The sequence below is a fragment of the Patulibacter minatonensis DSM 18081 genome, assembly GCF_000519325.1.
GTDB classification, from domain to species: Bacteria; Actinomycetota; Thermoleophilia; order Solirubrobacterales; family Solirubrobacteraceae; genus Patulibacter; species Patulibacter minatonensis.
Genome location: NZ_KI912613.1, coordinates 3,932,523 through 3,947,399, shown reverse-complemented (window position 1 = coordinate 3,947,399; position 14,877 = coordinate 3,932,523). Strand labels below are relative to the sequence as shown.

Here is a 14,877-nt window from a genome sequence, read left to right as displayed (position 1 = left end):
CCGCTCCGGCTGTCGCCCGTCTACGTCGACGGGACGTCCTCCGCGTCTTCGGCGCCGGTCACGGCACCGTCCTCCGTCTCGGCGCCGTCCACGGCGTCGAGCTCGGTCCCGGCACCGTCGACGTCCTCGACGTCGGTGCCCTCCTCGGCCGCGAAGTCGCCCTCGGCCTCGCCGACGATCTGCTCCTCGAGCTCCAGCGGCTCGCCGGCATCGTCGACCTGCTCCACGGGACCCTCGGCGGCGACGCGCTCGGCGTACGCCTCCTCGGCCCGCGTGACGATGTCCTGGACGTCCTCCTGGGACTTGTCCGGGTCGGAGAGCGCGTCGAGCTCGTCCTCCGGCAGGTCCTCCAGCAGGGCGACCTCGACGGCACCGAAGCGCACCAGCGCCTGGTGCATCGGGAGACCGCAGAAGGTGGAGCCCGGCAGCGAGGCGTTCGGGCACCGGCGGCCGCTGGTGAGCACGGCGGAGCAGCGGCCATCGCCGATGATCTCCTCCTCGCCCTCCTCGACCTCGCCGGTCGGCGCCGCGGCCTGGGCCAGGGCGTCGCTCGCCTTCTTGATGTCGATCCGCCACCCGGTCAGGCGCGCGGCGAGCCGCACGTTCTGGCCCTCGCGGCCGATCGCCTTCGTCAGGTCCTCGTCGGGCACGACCACCGTCGCCTGACGGAGCTCGTCGTCGATGAAGACCTCGCGCACCTGCGCGGGCGACAGGGCCTTGGCGATGAAGCGCCCGGGCTCGTCGTTGAAGGGGATGATGTCGATCTTCTCGCCCTTGAGCTCCGAGACGACCATGCGCACGCGGGAGCCGCGCGGGCCGACGCACGCGCCGACGGGGTCGACGCCGGAGGCGTGGGAGACGACCGCGATCTTCGAGCGGTAGCCGGGCTCGCGGGCCACGCCCGTGATCTCGACCAGGCCGTCGGCGATCTCGGGGACCTCGAGCTCGAAGAGCGCGCGGATGACCTCGGGGTCGCGGCGGGAGACGATGATCGACGGGCCCTTCGCGGACTGCGAGACCTCCTTGATCACCGCCTTCAGGCGCTGGTTGTGGTCGTAGCGCTCGCCGAAGACCTGCTCGGAGCGCGGAAGGAGGGCCTCGACGCGGTCCCGCAGCTGCAGGAGCGTGTAGCGGTTGTCCGACTGCTGGACGATGCCGGTGACCATCTCGCCGACGCGGTCCGCGAACTCGTCGTACATCATGTCGCGCTCGGCCTCGCGGATCCGCTGCAGGATGACCTGCTTGGCGGTCTGCGCGGCGATGCGACCGAAGTCGTCGGGCGTGACGTCCTGCTCGGGGATCTCGTCCCGGTGCTCGGCGAGCTTCTCCCCCGGGATCTCGATCTCGGTGGGCTCGATCCACTCGCCGGTCTCGGGGTCCTCGTAGGACTGCTCGTCGATGGTCTCGACGATCAGGCCGGCCTCGAGCATCTCGGGGACGAGCAGCTCGATGACGCGGTACTCGCCGTTCTCGGAGTCGAGCTCGACCCGGGCGTACTTGGCCGCGCCGGGCTGCTTCTTGTACGCGGAGAGCAGCGCATCCTCGAGCGCGGCGATGAGCCGCTCCTCGGGGATGTTCTTCTCGCGCGCCAGGGCACGCATCGCGTCTACGATCTCGCGGGACATCTCGCTCCTACTCCTCGACGAGGTTGCTGCGACGGATCTCGGCGTAGGGGATCGTCACGACGCCCCCGTCGGCCGCCAGGGTGACTGCCTGCTCGTCGGACCCGACGAGCTCCCCGGTGAAGGACTTCCGCGGCTCGCCCGAGTCGCCGCCGGTGATCGCCTGCGTGGTCCGCACGCGGACCTTGCGACCGGTGAACCGCCGGTAGTGCTCGGGCTTGACGAGCGGGCGGTCGGTCCCGGGTGAGGAGACCTCGACCGCGTACTGCTCGCGCAGGTCGTCCATCAGGTGCGTGACGCGGACGCAGAGGTCCAGGCTCACGCCGTCCGGATGGTCGATCAGGACGCGCAGCGTCCCCCCGCCCACGACCTCGGCCAGCAGCACCTCCACGTCGGGCTCTGCGGCCGCGACGCGGGTTTCGACGGTGTCCTGGATGGAGGAGGTCATGGAGTGTTCGGCCATAAAAAAAGCGGGCTCCGGGCCCACTTCCAAAGGTTGCTGCGGAGCGGTGTCCGGGGACACCACGGAGTGATCGTACCATCCGCGGATGCAGGAAGCTTCCGTCTCCCCCGCCGCAGCGGTCGCGGTGCTCGATGCGCTGCTGCGGGACCTCGGCGCGACGGTGCACCGCCCGGCGCCGCTGGAGCGCGGCTTCGCGCTCACCGCCGGCGAGTGGCCGCTGCACGTCGGGGCCCGGGTCGTGGCCGGGCTGCTCGAGCTGCAGGCCGAGGTCGCGCCACCGGGGGCGATCGACGCCGCGTGGCTCCTGCACCGCAACCGGCGTGACGTGCGGGTCGTGCGGTACGCGTGCTCGGCGGAGGGCGCGACCTGGGTCCACGGCGACCTCGCGCTCGAGGCGGTCAGCACCGCGAGCGTCGACGACGTCCTCGCCCGCCTGGTCGGCGCCGCCGAGGACGCGGCGGCCGTGGCGGTGTGGCCCGACTGGTCCTGAAGCGGGCGACCGCGCGGCCCTCCCGACGACCGCCGGCGTCGCTCAGCCGGCGTCGTCGTCGGCCGCCGGCGGGTCGCCCTCGGGGGCGCCCCACGGTCCCGCGCCGCTGCGCCGGCTCCCGGGCGTCGGCCCCTCGAGGCCTCCCCCGTCGTCGTGCACGTGGTCCGCCGCGCCGCCCTCCATCGCCGCGATCGTCCGGTCGCGGTAGACGCGGTAGTCGGCGCGGTCGGGCTGGAGCAGCGCGGCGAGGGTCAGCGGCGGCCGGGCCTCGGCGTGGAGGCCCTGGAGCTGGAGCGCCCGGCCGAGGCAGAACTGCCCGTAGTGGTTCACGGGCTCGAGCTCGACCAGTGCGGAGAACTCCTCGGCCGCCTCGCGGTAGCGCTGGGACCCGAAGAGCGCCCGTCCGAGGGCCTCGCGGACCATCGCGGTGTCCGGCTCGAGGTCGCGGGCCCGGCGGAGCGGCAGCGCGGCGGCGTGGTGGTCGCCCTGGTCGAGCAGCCCCACCCCGGAGCGATAGAGCTCGTACGCGGTCGGCTCCTCGGACATGCCCCGAGTGTGGCAAACCGGCGGGCCGCCCAGGGCGTCGATCCGGTGCCGCCGGGTCGACCCCGTCGCGGGGTCAGGCCGCGGTGGCGCGGGCGGCGACGACGTCGTCGAGGATCGCGTCGGCGATCCGCTCCTTCTCCGCCCGCGCGACGACGCGGTCGCCGCCGGCGGTGACGATCGTCACCGCGTTCTCGGTGGCGTCGAACGCGATGCCGGGCTGCGAGACGTCGTTGACGACGACGGCGTCGAGGCCCTTGCGCACGAGCTTCTCGCGGGCGTGGACGATCGCCTGGTCCCCGTGCTCGGCGGCGAAGCCGACCAGCGTCTGTCCCGGCCGGCGGCGACCGGACAGCTCGATCAGCACGTCGGCGGTCGCCTCGAGCTCGATCGTCATGCCGGTGCGGCCCTGCTTCTTGATCTTCCCGGCGCTGGGGTCGACGGGCCGGAAGTCCGCGACGGCGGCGGCCATCACGAGCACGTCGGCGGTCTCGAAGGCCGCCGCGCACGCGACGCGCAGCTCCTCGGCGGTCGAGACCGACACGACCGTGCAGCCCGCCGGGGCGGGCAGGCCGACGTTCGCCGCGACGACGGTGACCTCGGCGCCGCGCGCGGCGGCGCGCGCGGCGACCGCGTAGCCCATGCGGCCGGACGAGCGGTTGCCGACGAACCGGACCGCGTCGATCGGCTCCCGCGTGCCCCCGGCCGACACGAGGACGCGGAGCCCCGCGAGGTCCCCGGGCCCGCCTGCGGAGGATCCGCCGGCGAGCACGCCCTCGAGGACCTCGAGCAGCTCCTCGGGCTCCGCGACGCGGCCGTCCCCGTGCTCGCCCTTGGACGCGAGGTCCCCGCTGCCGGGGTCGACGATCCGCGTGCCGTCGGCCCGGAGGACGTCCACGTTGCGCCGCGTGGCCGGGTGGTGCCACATGCGGTGGTTCATCGCCGGGGCCACGAGCACCGGGCAGTCGGCCGCGAGGTAGGCCGAACCGACGAGCGTGTCGGCGCGGCCGGTCGCGAGGCCCGCGATCGTGTTCGCCGTGGCCGGCGCGATGAGGTACGCGTCGGCGTGCTCGACGAGGGCCAGGTGGCTGATCGCGGCGTGCGTCGGCAGCGGGTCGCCCGGGAATCCGCCGCGCAGCGGGTCGGGCTCGAACTCGTCGGTGAGGACGGGCGCGCCGGTGATCGCGCGGAACGTCTCCGGCGCGACGAAGCGCTGCGACGTCGGCGTCTGGATCACGCGCACCTGATGGCCCGCCTTCACGGCGAGCCGGACGAGGAGCACGGACTTGTAGGCGGCGATGCCGCCGGTGACGCCGAGGAGCAGCCGAGCCATGCGCGGAGTCTGTCGCAGCGTCGTCCCCGGGCGCCGGGACGCACGCCGTCGTGCGACCCCGGGAACGACGAACGCCGCTCGTGGCGGCGTCCAGGGACTGCGGGGTGACGGCCCGGGCGGGCCGTCGGACTACCGGTAGCGGTAGGTGATCTTCCCGGCGGCGACCTCTTCGAGGGCGATCGTCAGGTAGTTCTTCGACGCCGTCTCGACCATCGGCGGCGGGAACTCGTCGAAGGCGCCCTCACCGAGGTTGTGGTAGTAGGCGTTGATCTGCCGGGCCCGCTTCGCCGCCACGAGGACCGACGCGTAGTTCGAGTCGACGTTGTCGAGCAGCTGGTCCATGCGCGGAGAGATCACAGACGAAGTGTAGCGCCGCCGTGCGGCGGCCCGGGCTGCGGTCAGGTGGCGGAGAGCTGCGAGGAGACGATCGCCTCGAGCTCGGCGACCGTCTTCTCGAGCTCGTCGTTGATGATGCGGTGGTCGAACTGGTGCTGGCTCTCGAGCTCGGTCCTCGACACCTCGAGGCGTCGCGCGATCGTGTCGGCGCCGTCGGTGCCGCGACCCTCGAGCCGCTGCCGGAGGACCTCGAACGACGGCGGGACGACGAAGACCTGCACGGCCTCGGGCATCGTCTCGCGGATCTGGCGGGCGCCCTGGACCTCGATCTCGAGGACCACGGGAGCACCCTCGCCGAGGTGGCGGTCGAGTTCCTCGCGGAGCGTGCCGTACCGGCGGCCGGCGTACTCGGCGTGCTCGACGAAGTCGCCCTCGTCGATCCGGCGCGTGAACTCGTCCTCGTCGAGGAACCAGTAGTCGCGGCCGTGCTCCTCGCCCTCGCGGACGGGACGGGTGGTCGCCGAGACGCTGAGCCGGAGCTCGGGGTGGCTCTCGCGGAGCCGACGGATGAGCGTGCCCTTGCCGACCCCCGATGGGCCGGTGATGACGAAGACGCGAGCCACGGGGAGCCCGCCGCTCAGCCGCGCGGGCTGCGCAGCGACTGCACGAGCTCGGCGCGCTGGCGCGGCGTGAGGCCGCCGATGGTCTTCGAGGCGGAGATGCGGCACTGCTGCAGGATCTTGCCCGCGCGGACGCGACCGTACTTCGGGACCGCCAGGAGCATGTCGACGACCTTCGCCGTCTCGAGCCACTCCGGTGGGTCCATCAGGAGGCGGTCGATGGACTGCCGGCCGGACTTCAGGTCACGCTTGAGCGCCGCCCGCTGGGACCGGACCTCGTTGGCACGCTGCAGCGCATCCATGCGCTGGTTGAGCGACCGCTCCGGTGTGGACGAGGACTTGGACGGGGCGTTGGCGGCGGTCGACATCGCGGGGCGAGTCTACCCGGCCGTCGTCCCCCGCGCGGCCCCCGGACGACAAGTCACCTCGACCTCGACTCGAGGTGCAGGTGTGGCCCAGGACGTCGAGTGTTGCGACGGTTGTGGCTAGCAGAACTCGCCGTCCAGCGACCTCCCGGACGCCTATCCGAGCCAGTCCGCGAGGAGATCGCCGAAGATCCCGGGATCCTCCCCGGCGTCCCAGAACGCCGTCGCCAGGCCGACGGCCGCGGCGCCCACCGCCAGCAGGTCCCTGACGTCGTCACCCGTACGCACGCCGCCGCAGCCGACGACGTCGACGTCGTCCGGGAGCAGTCCGCGGAGCTGGGCGACCTGTCCCAGCGCGACCGGTTTCATCGCCGCTCCGGAGACGCCGCCGTAGCCGACGTCCACCGCCGGACGACCGTCCGGGCGGAGCGCGAGGCCGTTGGGAAACGTGTTGCAGCTGACGATGTACGCGACGCCGGCCTCGACGGCGGCCGCCGCGACCTCGCCCAGGAGGACCGGATCGGACAGCGGCGAGAGCTTCACGCCGACGGGGGCGCCGGCCCCGGCGGCGGCCCTGAGCGCCCCGGAGACGAGCTCCGGGTCGAACGACATGATGCGCTTCTGCTGCCCGTCGTCCCAGACGTTCGGGCACCCGAGGTTCAGCTCGACGAGGTCCGCGCCGGCGCCCCCGGCGAGGTGCGCCAGCTCGCCGTACTCGTCGGTGGAGAACCCCGCCACGGACACGAACAGCGGCTTGCCGGCCGCGTGGGCCGCCCCGGCGAGCTCGGGGAGGGCGTCCCGGTAGAACGTCGCGCCGCGGTTCGGCATGCCGAGCGCGTTGACCGCGTACCCGGGGCGCGAGGCGTAGACCTCCCCCGCGTTCCCGTCGCGCGGCTCCTTCGTGATCGACCCGACCGTCACGGCCGCGACGGGGGACCGCGCCAGCCGCGCGACGTCGTCGAGCGACTTGGCGGTCCCCGCGGCGTTGAGGACGGGGTGCTCGAGCGCGACCCCGGCCACGCTCGTGGTCGTGGCGTCCGGGGCCGGCGTGTTCACCGCCGGAGCTCCTGCAGCGCGACCACCCCGGGCTCGCCCTCGCGCGCCGACGCGATCGCCAGCGCCGCGGCGTGCCCGGCGGAGACGGTGGTCAGGCACGGGACCCCGGCGGTGATCGCGGCGCGCCGGATCTCGTAGCCGTCGGTCCGCGCACCGGAGCCCGTCGGGGTGTTGATGACGATCGCGACCTCACCGGCCGCGATGCGGGTCACCGCGGTGTCGCTCTGGTCCGGGCGCGCGTCCTGGAGCTTCGAGACGACGTCGCACGGGATGCCGGCGTCGACCAGCGCGCCGCGCGTGCCGGACGTCGCCAGGAGCGAGAAGCCGAGGTCGTGGTACTTCCGGGCGACCTCGAGCGCGAGCGGCTTGTCCGCGTTCGTGACCGAGATGAACACCGTGCCGCCGTCGGGCAGCGGCGAGCCCGCGGCGGCCGAGGCCTTCGCGAACGCCTGCGGGAAGTCGGCGGCGACGCCCATGACCTCGCCGGTCGAGCGCATCTCGGGACCGAGCAGCCCGTCCGAGCCGACGAAGCGGTCGAACGGCAGGACGGCCTCCTTCACGGCGACGTGGCCGAGCGAGCCCTGACCGCCGGCCTCGGCCGGCAGCCCGAGGTCCGCGATCGACTCGCCGAGCATGATCCGCACCGCCATCTTCGCGAGCGGGACGCCGATCGCCTTGGAGACGAACGGCACCGTGCGCGACGCGCGGGGGTTCGCCTCGATGACGTAGACCTCGCCGCCGTACACCGCGAACTGGATGTTGATGAGGCCCGAGACGCCGAGCTCCAGGGCGATGCCGCGGGTCTGCCGGCGGATCTCCTCGATGATCTCGTCCGACAGCGAGAACGGCGGCAGCGCGCAGGCCGAGTCGCCGGAGTGGATGCCGGCCTCCTCGACGTGCTGCATGATGCCGCCGACCCAGACGGTGTCGCGGTCGCAGAGGGCGTCGACGTCGACCTCGATCGCGTTCTCGAGGAAGCGGTCGAGGAAGATCGGCTTGCCGGCCGTGATGTCGGCCTCGCGCTCGAGGTACGAGGTCAGGCCCTCGGGCCCGTAGACGATCTCCATCGCGCGGCCGCCGAGCACGTAGCTCGGGCGGACGAGGAGCGGGAAGCCGACCTCCTCCGCGGCGGCGAGCGCACCGTCGAGGCCCTGGGCGGTGGCGTACGGCGGGGCTTTGAAGCCGAGCTTCGAGAGGACGTCGCCGAACGCGGTGCGCTCCTCGGCGCGGTCGATCGCCTCGACGCTCGTGCCGAGGATCCGGATGCCGGCGTCCTGGAGCCCCTGCGCGAGGCGCAGCGGCGTCTGGCCGCCGAACTGGACGATGACGCCCTCCGGCTGCTCGACCTGCAGGACGCCGAGGACGTCGTCGAGCGTCAGCGGCTCGAAGTACAGGCGCGTCGACGTGTCGTAGTCGGTCGACACGGTCTCGGGGTTGCAGTTGATCATCACCGCGTCCCGGCCGGACTCCTTGACCGTGACGGCGGCGTGCACGCAGCAGTAGTCGAACTCGATGCCCTGCCCGATGCGGTTGGGGCCCGAGCCGAGGATCACGACCGACGGGTTGTCCCCGCGCTCGACCTCGTGGCGCGCGTTGCCGTCCTGGTCGGGCCGCTCCCAGCCGGAGTAGAAGTACGGCGTCTGCGCGGCGAACTCGGCCGCGCAGGTGTCGACCGACTTGAACGTGCGGACGAGCCCGGTCGCGTCCCCCGGCGTGGCGGAGCCGCCGGCGCCGTCGGTCGGGGTCGGGTCGTCGCCCAGCGCGATGCGGCGGAACTCGTCGAGGTACCAGCGGTCGATGCCGGTGGACTCGTGGAGCTGCTCGTCCGTGGCGCCGCGGCGGATCGCCTCGAGCAGGACGTCGTAGCGCTCCGTGCGCGGCTGCCGGATCCGCTCGACCAGGTCCGCTGCGGTGTCGGAGTCCGCGTACGACGGCCTGCGGTCGAGCTCGCGGGAGCGCAGCGCCTTGACGAACGCCTGGCCGAACGTGCGGCCGATCGACATGGCCTCGCCGACGGATTTCATGTGCGTCGAGAGCGTCTCGTCGACGCCGGGGAACTTCTCGAACGCGAACCGCGGCCACTTCACGACGACGTAGTCGATGGTCGGCTCGAAGGCGGCGGGCGTCGCCTTCGTGATGTCGTTCGTGATCTCGTCGAGGCGGTAGCCGACGGCCAGGCGTGCGGCGATCTTCGCGATCGGGAAGCCCGTGGCCTTCGACGCCAGGGCGGAGGAGCGGGAGACGCGGGGGTTCATCTCGATGATGAGGATCTCCTCCGTGTCCGGGTTGACCGCGAACTGCACGTTCGAGCCGCCCGTCTCGACGCCGACCGCGCGGATCACGCGGATCGCCTGGTCGCGGAGCTGCTGGTAGAGGCGGTCCGTCAGCGTCTGCTGCGGTGCGACCGTCACGGAGTCGCCCGTGTGGACGCCCATCGGGTCGATGTTCTCGATCGAGCAGACGATCACGACGTTGTCGCCGTTGTCGCGCATGACCTCGAGCTCGTACTCGCCCCAGCCGATCACGGACTGGTCGACGAGGACCTGCCCGATCGGCGACGCGTCGATGCCGCCGCGGATGATCTGGCGGAACTCCTCCTCCGACCGCGCGATGCCGCCACCGCGGCCGCCGAGCGTGAACGCCGGGCGGACGATCGCTGGGAGGCCGGTGATGGTCAGGGCCTCGTCGATCTGGCGGTCGACCTCGGCGGTCGCGATCGGCGCGCCGTCGGCGGAGTCGCCCTCCTTGCCGCGGACGATCAGCGAGGCGGGCATCTTCAGGCCGGCCCGCGCCATCGCCTGCGCGAAGAGGTCGCGGTCCTCGGCGCAGTTGATCGCGTCGTAGTTCGCGCCGATCAGCTCGACGCCGAACCGCTCGAGCGTGCCGTCCTCGTGGAGCGCCTTGGCGAGGTTCAGCGCGGTCTGGCCGCCGAGGGTCGGGAGCAGCGCGTCGGGGCGCTCCTTCTCGATGATCTTCGCGACGGGGCCCGGGAGCAGCGGCTCGACGTACGTCTTCTCGGCGTACTCCGGGTCGGTCATGATCGTCGCCGGGTTCGAGTTGACCAGGACGATCTCGAAGCCCTCCTCGCGGAGGACCTTGCAGGCCTGGGCGCCGGAGTAGTCGAACTCGGCGGCCTGTCCGATGACGATCGGGCCGGAGCCCAGGATCATGATCCGGCGGATGTCGGTGCGGCGCGGCATCAGGCGGAGGCTCCGTCGGTGGTGGTGTCGGTGTCGGCGTCGATCGCGGCCTGGGCCGGGGTCGTCCCGTCGGCGGCGATGCCGGCCTGCGCCGCGGCGGCGTCGCCGGTCTGGCGGCCCACGTCGGCGATCGAGCCGCCTTCGCGGATCCGGTCGAGGAAGCGGTCGAAGAGGTAGCTCGCGTCGTTCGGTCCCGGCGCGGCCTCGGGGTGGTACTGCACCGTCGCGGCGTTGGCCTCGGCGAGCACCAGGCCCTCGACCGTGCGGTCGTAGAGGTTCAGGTGCGAGAGCTCGGCCTCGCCGAAGTCGGTCGCCCAGCGGACGGGCTCGTCGCCCTCGATGCGGCCGGTGCCGTCGGGGGTCTGGACGGCGAAGCCGTGGTTCTGGCTCGTGATCTCGACGCGCCCGGTCGTCAGGTCCTTGACCGGGTGGTTCGCGCCGCGGTGGCCGAACTCCATCTTGAAGGTCGTGAGGCCGACGGCGCGGCAGAGCAGCTGGTGGCCCATGCAGATGCCGAAGACCGGCTTCTTGCCGAGCACGCCGCGGATCGTGTCGACGACGTGGTCGACCGCCCCGGGATCGCCGGGACCGTTGGCGAGGAAGACCGCGTCGACGTCGCCGGCGAGGACCGCCTCCGGGCCGTCGGAGAGCGGGTGCAGTCGCACGCGCGCGCCGCGCGCGACGAGCTCCTCGACGATCGACCACTTGATGCCGGTGTCGATCGCCGCGATCAGCGGACCGTCGCCCTCGGCACCGGTGGCCGTCCCGCGGAGCTGGCCGGACCGCGAGACCGTGACGGCCTCCTTCGGCGTGACCGTCGACGCGAGGTCCTGGCCGGCCATCGACGGCTCGGCCGCGACGGTGGCCGCGGCCTCGTCCTGCGGCACGTCGCCGGCGAACAGGCCGCCGCGCATGGCGCCCTTGTCGCGGATGTGCCGGACGAGCGCGCGGGTGTCGACGCCGGAGATCGCGGGGATCCCGTTCCCGGCGAGCCACGAGAGCCAGCCCTGCTCGGCGCGCGGCGCGTCGTCGCGGTCGACGGCCTCGCGCATGATCACGGCGCGGGCGTGGATGCGGTCGGACTCCATCGCCGACGCGTTCACGCCGTAGTTGCCGATGTGCGGGTACGTGAAGACGATCAGCTGCCCGGCGAACGACGGGTCGGTGACCGACTCCTGGTAGCCGGACATGCCCGTCGTGAAGACGACCTCGCCGGTCGACCGCGGGCCGGCCCCGGCGTCGGTGAGCGCGGCGCCGACGGAGGTCCCGTCGAAGCGCGTGCCGTCCTCGAGGAGGAGGTAGGCGGGAGCGTCTGGTGCGGTCATCGGATCAGCTCCTGGATCGTCTTGAAGTGCGGGGAGGCGGCGTCGCCGAGGAGCTCCAGGAGGATGCTCTCGGTCGTGCCGACCAGGGCGCCGGCGCGGGCCACGCGGGTCAGTCCGGCGTCGCGGTCCTCGGCGGTCCGCGAGCCGACGGCGTCGCCGGCGACGTGCACGGCGAGGCCTTGGCGCAGGAGGTCCAGCGCGGTGGCCTGGATGCAGACGTGGCCCTCGATGCCGACGAGGACGACCTGGTCGCGGCCCTTGAGGTGGAAGCCACGGGCGCGGGTGGCGGAGAACACGGTCTTCGGCAGGCGGGCGGTGTCGTCGGGCAGCACCGCGAGGAGCTCCGGGACGGTGTCGCCGAGGCCCTTGGGGTACTGCTCGGTGACGACGACCGGGAGGTCGAGCGCGACGGCACCGCGGATCGCGCGGGCGCACCGCTCGACGACGCGGTCGAAGCCGTCGATCGACGGGCGGAAGGCCTCCTGGACGTCGACGACGACCAGGACGGTGCGGGCCGGGTTCAGGCCGGTGAGGGCGGACGCGTCGGTCATGCAGCGTGGACCGCGAAGCTGCGCTCGCGGTAGGCGACGGCGCCGTCGGCGACGGTCATCAGGACGCGGCCGTGGAAGCTGCGGCCGTCGAAGCAGCAGTTGCCGGACTTGCTCTCGTAGCCGTCGGCGCCGACGGTCCACTCGCGCTCCAGGTCGACGAGGCAGAGGTTCGCCCGCGCGCCGACCGCGACCGTGGGCGTGGGCAGCTCCATCAGCGCGGCGCCGCCGATCAGCCGGTCGACGACGGTGGCCAGCGGCAGGATGCCGGGCTTCACGAGCTCGGAGTAGACCGCCGCGAAGGCGCTCTCGAGGCCGGTGGTGCCCATCGGCGCCTGCTCGAAGGGCATCTCCTTCTCGTCCCGCGCGTGCGGCGCGTGGTCGGTGGCGATCGTCTCGATCGTGCCGTCGCGGACGCCCTCAATGAGGGCCTTGCGGTCCTCCTCGAAGCCCAGCGGCGGGTTCATCTTCATCGACGTGTTCAGGTCGCGGACGGCCTCGTGCGTCAGGCAGAGGTGGTGCGGCGAGGCCTCGCCGGAGACCTTGAAGCCCTGGGCCTTCGCGGCGCGCAGGGCGTCGACCGACGCGACGCACGAGAGGTGCTGGAAGTGCAGGCGGCCGTCCTCGTAGCCGGCGAGCGCGGCGTCGCGCGCGACCATGGTGGACTCCGAGAGCCACGGCACCCCGGCGATCCCCAGGCGCGCGGACACGGTGCCCTCGCGCATCGAGCCACCGGCCGACAGCGACGGGTCCTCCTCGTGCAGGGCGATGACGCCGCCGCAGAGCCGCTGGTACTGGATGGCCTTGCGCAGGACGCCGGCGTCCGTGACCGGCCGGCCGTCGTCGGTGAACCCGACGGCGCCGGCCTGCCGCAGCTCGTTCATCTCGGTCAGGTGCTTGCCCTCGAGCCCGAGGGTGATCGCCGCGGTGAAGCCGACGGGGATGCGGGCGAGCCGGGAGGCGAGGTCGCGGAGCGAGCCCAGCAGCGAGCTGGAGTCGACGACCGGCGAGGTGTTCGGCATCGCGACGACGGCGCAGTAGCCGCCGGCGGCCGCGGAGCGCGTGCCGGTCTCGAGGTCCTCCTTGTACTCCTGGCCCGGGGTGCGCAGGTGCACGTGCGGGTCGACGAAGCCGGGGAAGAGGTGCAGGCCCTCACCGTCGACGACCTCGACGCCCTCCGCGGCCTCGAGACCGCCGGGGGTCCCGATCTCGGCGACGACGCCGCCGCGGACGAGCACGTCATGGGGCGCGTCGATGCCGGCGCGTGGATCGAGCACGTGGACCCGGCGCAGCAGGACGTCGGCGTCCGCGGCAGGCGCGCGGACGAGGGGCTCGAGGCTCATGCGGGGTGCAGCTCCTGTGGGGTGTTCGAGTCGGGGCCGCCCGTCCGGCCGCCGCGGCCGCGGCGCCCGTCGGGTGGGGAGGTCGGTCCGCCGCCGGAGGCCAGGACCTCGTAGAGGACGGCCATGCGGACGAGGACGCCGGCGCGGACCTGGTCGAGGATCAGGGACTGCGGGCCGTCGACGACGTCGCCGGCGAGCTCGACGCCGCGGTTGACCGGGCCGGGGTGCATGAGCAGCTGGCGGGCCCCGAGACGTCGGGCGCTGATCTGGTACGCCGCGGCGTATTCGCGCAGGGAGGGCACGTAGGCCTCCTTCATGCGCTCGTTCTGCATCCTGAGGGCGTAGACGACGTCGGCCTCGGGCAGGTCGTCCAGCGTGTAGCGGACCTCGCAGCCGAGGACCGCGATGTCGGACGGCACGAGGGTCGGCGGACCGCAGACCGTGACCTTCGCGCCCATCGTCTGCAGTCCGAGGACGAGCGACCGGGCGACGCGGCTGTGGCGGACGTCGCCGACGACCCAGACGTTCAGGCCGTCGAGCGAGCCCAGGCGCGAGCGCAGCGTGTAGATGTCGAGCAGCGCCTGCGTGGGGTGCTCGTGCTGGCCGTCGCCGGCGTTGACGATCGCGGCGTCGGTCCACTGCGTGATGAGCTTCGAGGCGCCGGCCCAAGGCGTGCGCACGACGATCGCGTGCGGGCGGTGGGCGGCGAGGGTCTGGACGGTGTCGCGCAGCGACTCGCCCTTCTCGACCGAGGAGCCCGAGGCCGCGAAGTTCACGACGTCGGCCGACAGGCGCTTGGCCGCGAGCTCGAAGCTCGAGCGCGTGCGCGTGGAGCTCTCGTAGAAGAGGTTCAGGACCGTGCGACCGCGGAGGGCGGGCACCTTCTTGATCGGGCGGTCGGCGACCTCCGCGAAGCTCGCCGCCCGGTCGCACAGGCGCTCGATGCCGGTGCGGTCGAGGTCCTCGATGGACAGCAGGTGCCTCATGCGGCGCGATCCTCCGGTGGCGTGGGGTCGGTGTCGCCGTCCGGGCCGGCGGGCGGCATGCGGCGCTCGATGGCGACCTCGTCGCGGCCGTCGATCTCCGCCACGCGCACGTTCACCCGCTCGGCGACGGCGGTCGGCAGGTTCTTGCCGACGTAGTCCGCCCGGATCGGGAGCTCGCGGTGGCCGCGGTCGACGAGGACCGCGAGCTGGACGCGGCCGGGGCGGCCGTAGTCGAAGATCGCTTCGATGGCCGCGCGGATCGTACGTCCGGTGAAGAGCACGTCGTCGACGAGCACCACGGACCCGCCCTCGAGCGGGATCCCGTCGAGGTGCGTGGCGTGGATCACCGGGCCGGCGGCGTCGGGCTCGGGCGGCGCGACGTCGGCCACCTCGCCGAGGTCGTCGCGGTAGAAGGCGATGTCGAGGTCGCCGAGGGGGACCTCGATGCCGAGCAGGTCGCTCAGGCGCTCCTGCAGCCGGGCGGCGAGCACGGCACCGCGGGTGTGGATCCCGACCAGCACGACCTTCGCGGGGTCCGGATGACCCTCCACGATCTCGTGGGCGATGCGCGCGAGCGTGCGCGCCATGTCGGATCCGTCGAGGACGGTGGTCTCAAAAGGCATGCGATGGGATCGTCCCGGCCTCTC

General features: G+C 73.0%; 15 protein-coding genes. 1 reads left to right on the top strand and 14 read right to left on the bottom strand.

What is annotated here, in order from left to right:
- Positions 1-20 precede the first annotated feature (20 nt).
- Entirely contained in the window at positions 21-1,625 is a 1,605-nt protein-coding gene (gene nusA / locus PATMI_RS0118410) for a transcription termination factor NusA (protein WP_026911946.1), read from the bottom strand.
- 7 nt (positions 1,626-1,632) lie between these two features.
- A complete protein-coding gene (locus PATMI_RS0118405; RefSeq protein WP_245604195.1) occupies positions 1,633-2,070 on the bottom strand; it encodes a ribosome maturation factor RimP in 438 nt (145 codons plus the stop codon).
- Between the two features lie 100 nt (positions 2,071-2,170).
- On the opposite strand from PATMI_RS0118405, the gene PATMI_RS0118400 reads away from it, so the two are divergent.
- Positions 2,171-2,575 (top strand): hypothetical protein, encoded by a 405-nt coding sequence (locus PATMI_RS0118400; protein WP_026911944.1) that lies wholly within the window; start codon positions 2,171-2,173, stop codon positions 2,573-2,575.
- 42 nt (positions 2,576-2,617) lie between these two features.
- On the opposite strand, the gene PATMI_RS31410 is transcribed toward PATMI_RS0118400, so the two are convergent.
- The 12 genes from PATMI_RS31410 to pyrR all read right to left on the bottom strand — a co-directional run bounded on the left by PATMI_RS31410 (position 2,618) and on the right by pyrR (position 14,853).
- Positions 2,618-3,121: a tetratricopeptide repeat protein gene (locus PATMI_RS31410; protein ID WP_084270061.1), complete on the bottom strand. Its 504-nt coding sequence runs from the start codon at positions 3,119-3,121 to the stop codon at positions 2,618-2,620.
- 73 nt (positions 3,122-3,194) lie between these two features.
- Positions 3,195-4,451 carry a bifunctional phosphopantothenoylcysteine decarboxylase/phosphopantothenate--cysteine ligase CoaBC gene (gene coaBC / locus PATMI_RS0118390; RefSeq protein ID WP_026911943.1) on the bottom strand — a complete coding sequence of 419 codons (1,257 nt, stop codon included), beginning with the start codon at positions 4,449-4,451 and terminating at the stop codon, positions 3,195-3,197.
- 129 nt (positions 4,452-4,580) lie between these two features.
- Positions 4,581-4,793, bottom strand: coding sequence for a DNA-directed RNA polymerase subunit omega (rpoZ, locus tag PATMI_RS0118385; RefSeq protein ID WP_051472009.1), 213 nt, complete (start codon positions 4,791-4,793; stop codon positions 4,581-4,583).
- A 56-nt stretch (positions 4,794-4,849) separates the two neighbouring features.
- Entirely contained in the window at positions 4,850-5,410 is a 561-nt protein-coding gene (gene gmk / locus PATMI_RS0118380) for a guanylate kinase (protein ID WP_026911941.1), read from the bottom strand.
- A 14-nt stretch (positions 5,411-5,424) separates the two neighbouring features.
- Positions 5,425-5,775, bottom strand: a complete 351-nt coding sequence (gene mihF / locus PATMI_RS0118375; protein ID WP_026911940.1) for an integration host factor, actinobacterial type — start codon at positions 5,773-5,775, stop codon at positions 5,425-5,427.
- A gap of 153 nt (positions 5,776-5,928) precedes the next feature.
- Positions 5,929-6,828, bottom strand: coding sequence for a beta/alpha barrel domain-containing protein (locus tag PATMI_RS0118370; RefSeq protein WP_051472008.1), 900 nt, complete (start codon positions 6,826-6,828; stop codon positions 5,929-5,931).
- Complete coding sequence (carB, locus tag PATMI_RS0118365; protein ID WP_026911938.1) at positions 6,825-10,028, bottom strand: carbamoyl-phosphate synthase large subunit; 3,204 nt, start codon at positions 10,026-10,028, stop codon at positions 6,825-6,827. The genes PATMI_RS0118370 and carB overlap by 4 nt, the downstream gene beginning before the upstream one ends.
- Positions 10,028-11,353, bottom strand: a complete 1,326-nt coding sequence (gene carA / locus PATMI_RS31405) for a glutamine-hydrolyzing carbamoyl-phosphate synthase small subunit (protein ID WP_084270060.1) — start codon at positions 11,351-11,353, stop codon at positions 10,028-10,030. Before carA ends, carB begins: the two co-directional genes overlap by 1 nt.
- The gene (locus tag PATMI_RS0118355; RefSeq protein WP_051472007.1) at positions 11,350-11,904 is read right to left on the bottom strand and encodes an isochorismatase family protein; all 555 of its coding nucleotides are present in this window, start codon (positions 11,902-11,904) and stop codon (positions 11,350-11,352) included. The genes carA and PATMI_RS0118355 overlap by 4 nt, the downstream gene beginning before the upstream one ends.
- Entirely contained in the window at positions 11,901-13,244 is a 1,344-nt protein-coding gene (locus PATMI_RS0118350) for a dihydroorotase (RefSeq protein WP_026911936.1), read from the bottom strand. The genes PATMI_RS0118355 and PATMI_RS0118350 overlap by 4 nt, the downstream gene beginning before the upstream one ends.
- On the bottom strand, positions 13,241-14,230 hold the full coding sequence (locus PATMI_RS31400; RefSeq protein WP_036726092.1) for an aspartate carbamoyltransferase catalytic subunit: 990 nt from the start codon (positions 14,228-14,230) through the stop codon (positions 13,241-13,243). Before PATMI_RS31400 ends, PATMI_RS0118350 begins: the two co-directional genes overlap by 4 nt.
- Positions 14,227-14,853 carry a bifunctional pyr operon transcriptional regulator/uracil phosphoribosyltransferase PyrR gene (gene pyrR / locus PATMI_RS31395; protein ID WP_051472006.1) on the bottom strand — a complete coding sequence of 209 codons (627 nt, stop codon included), beginning with the start codon at positions 14,851-14,853 and terminating at the stop codon, positions 14,227-14,229. Before pyrR ends, PATMI_RS31400 begins: the two co-directional genes overlap by 4 nt.
- Between the last annotated feature and the right edge of the window lie 24 nt (positions 14,854-14,877).

Bases quoted from the DNA above. Each gene is read 5' to 3' on its own strand.
- nusA (WP_026911946.1), bottom strand. From the start codon at position 1,625: ATGTCCCGCGAGATCGTAGACGCGATGCGTGCCCTGGCGCGCGAGAAG.
- PATMI_RS0118405 (WP_245604195.1), bottom strand. From the start codon at position 2,070: ATGACCTCCTCCATCCAGGACACCGTCGAAACCCGCGTCGCGGCCGCA.
- PATMI_RS0118400 (WP_026911944.1), top strand. From the start codon at position 2,171: ATGCAGGAAGCTTCCGTCTCCCCCGCCGCAGCGGTCGCGGTGCTCGAT.
- PATMI_RS31410 (WP_084270061.1), bottom strand. From the start codon at position 3,121: ATGTCCGAGGAGCCGACCGCGTACGAGCTCTATCGCTCCGGGGTGGGG.
- coaBC (WP_026911943.1), bottom strand. From the start codon at position 4,451: ATGGCTCGGCTGCTCCTCGGCGTCACCGGCGGCATCGCCGCCTACAAG.
- rpoZ (WP_051472009.1), bottom strand. From the start codon at position 4,793: ATGGACCAGCTGCTCGACAACGTCGACTCGAACTACGCGTCGGTCCTC.
- mihF (WP_026911940.1), bottom strand. From the start codon at position 5,775: ATGTCGACCGCCGCCAACGCCCCGTCCAAGTCCTCGTCCACACCGGAG.
- carB (WP_026911938.1), bottom strand. From the start codon at position 10,028: ATGCCGCGCCGCACCGACATCCGCCGGATCATGATCCTGGGCTCCGGC.
- carA (WP_084270060.1), bottom strand. From the start codon at position 11,353: ATGACCGCACCAGACGCTCCCGCCTACCTCCTCCTCGAGGACGGCACG.
- PATMI_RS0118355 (WP_051472007.1), bottom strand. From the start codon at position 11,904: ATGACCGACGCGTCCGCCCTCACCGGCCTGAACCCGGCCCGCACCGTC.
- PATMI_RS0118350 (WP_026911936.1), bottom strand. From the start codon at position 13,244: ATGAGCCTCGAGCCCCTCGTCCGCGCGCCTGCCGCGGACGCCGACGTC.
- PATMI_RS31400 (WP_036726092.1), bottom strand. From the start codon at position 14,230: ATGAGGCACCTGCTGTCCATCGAGGACCTCGACCGCACCGGCATCGAG.
- pyrR (WP_051472006.1), bottom strand. From the start codon at position 14,853: ATGCCTTTTGAGACCACCGTCCTCGACGGATCCGACATGGCGCGCACG.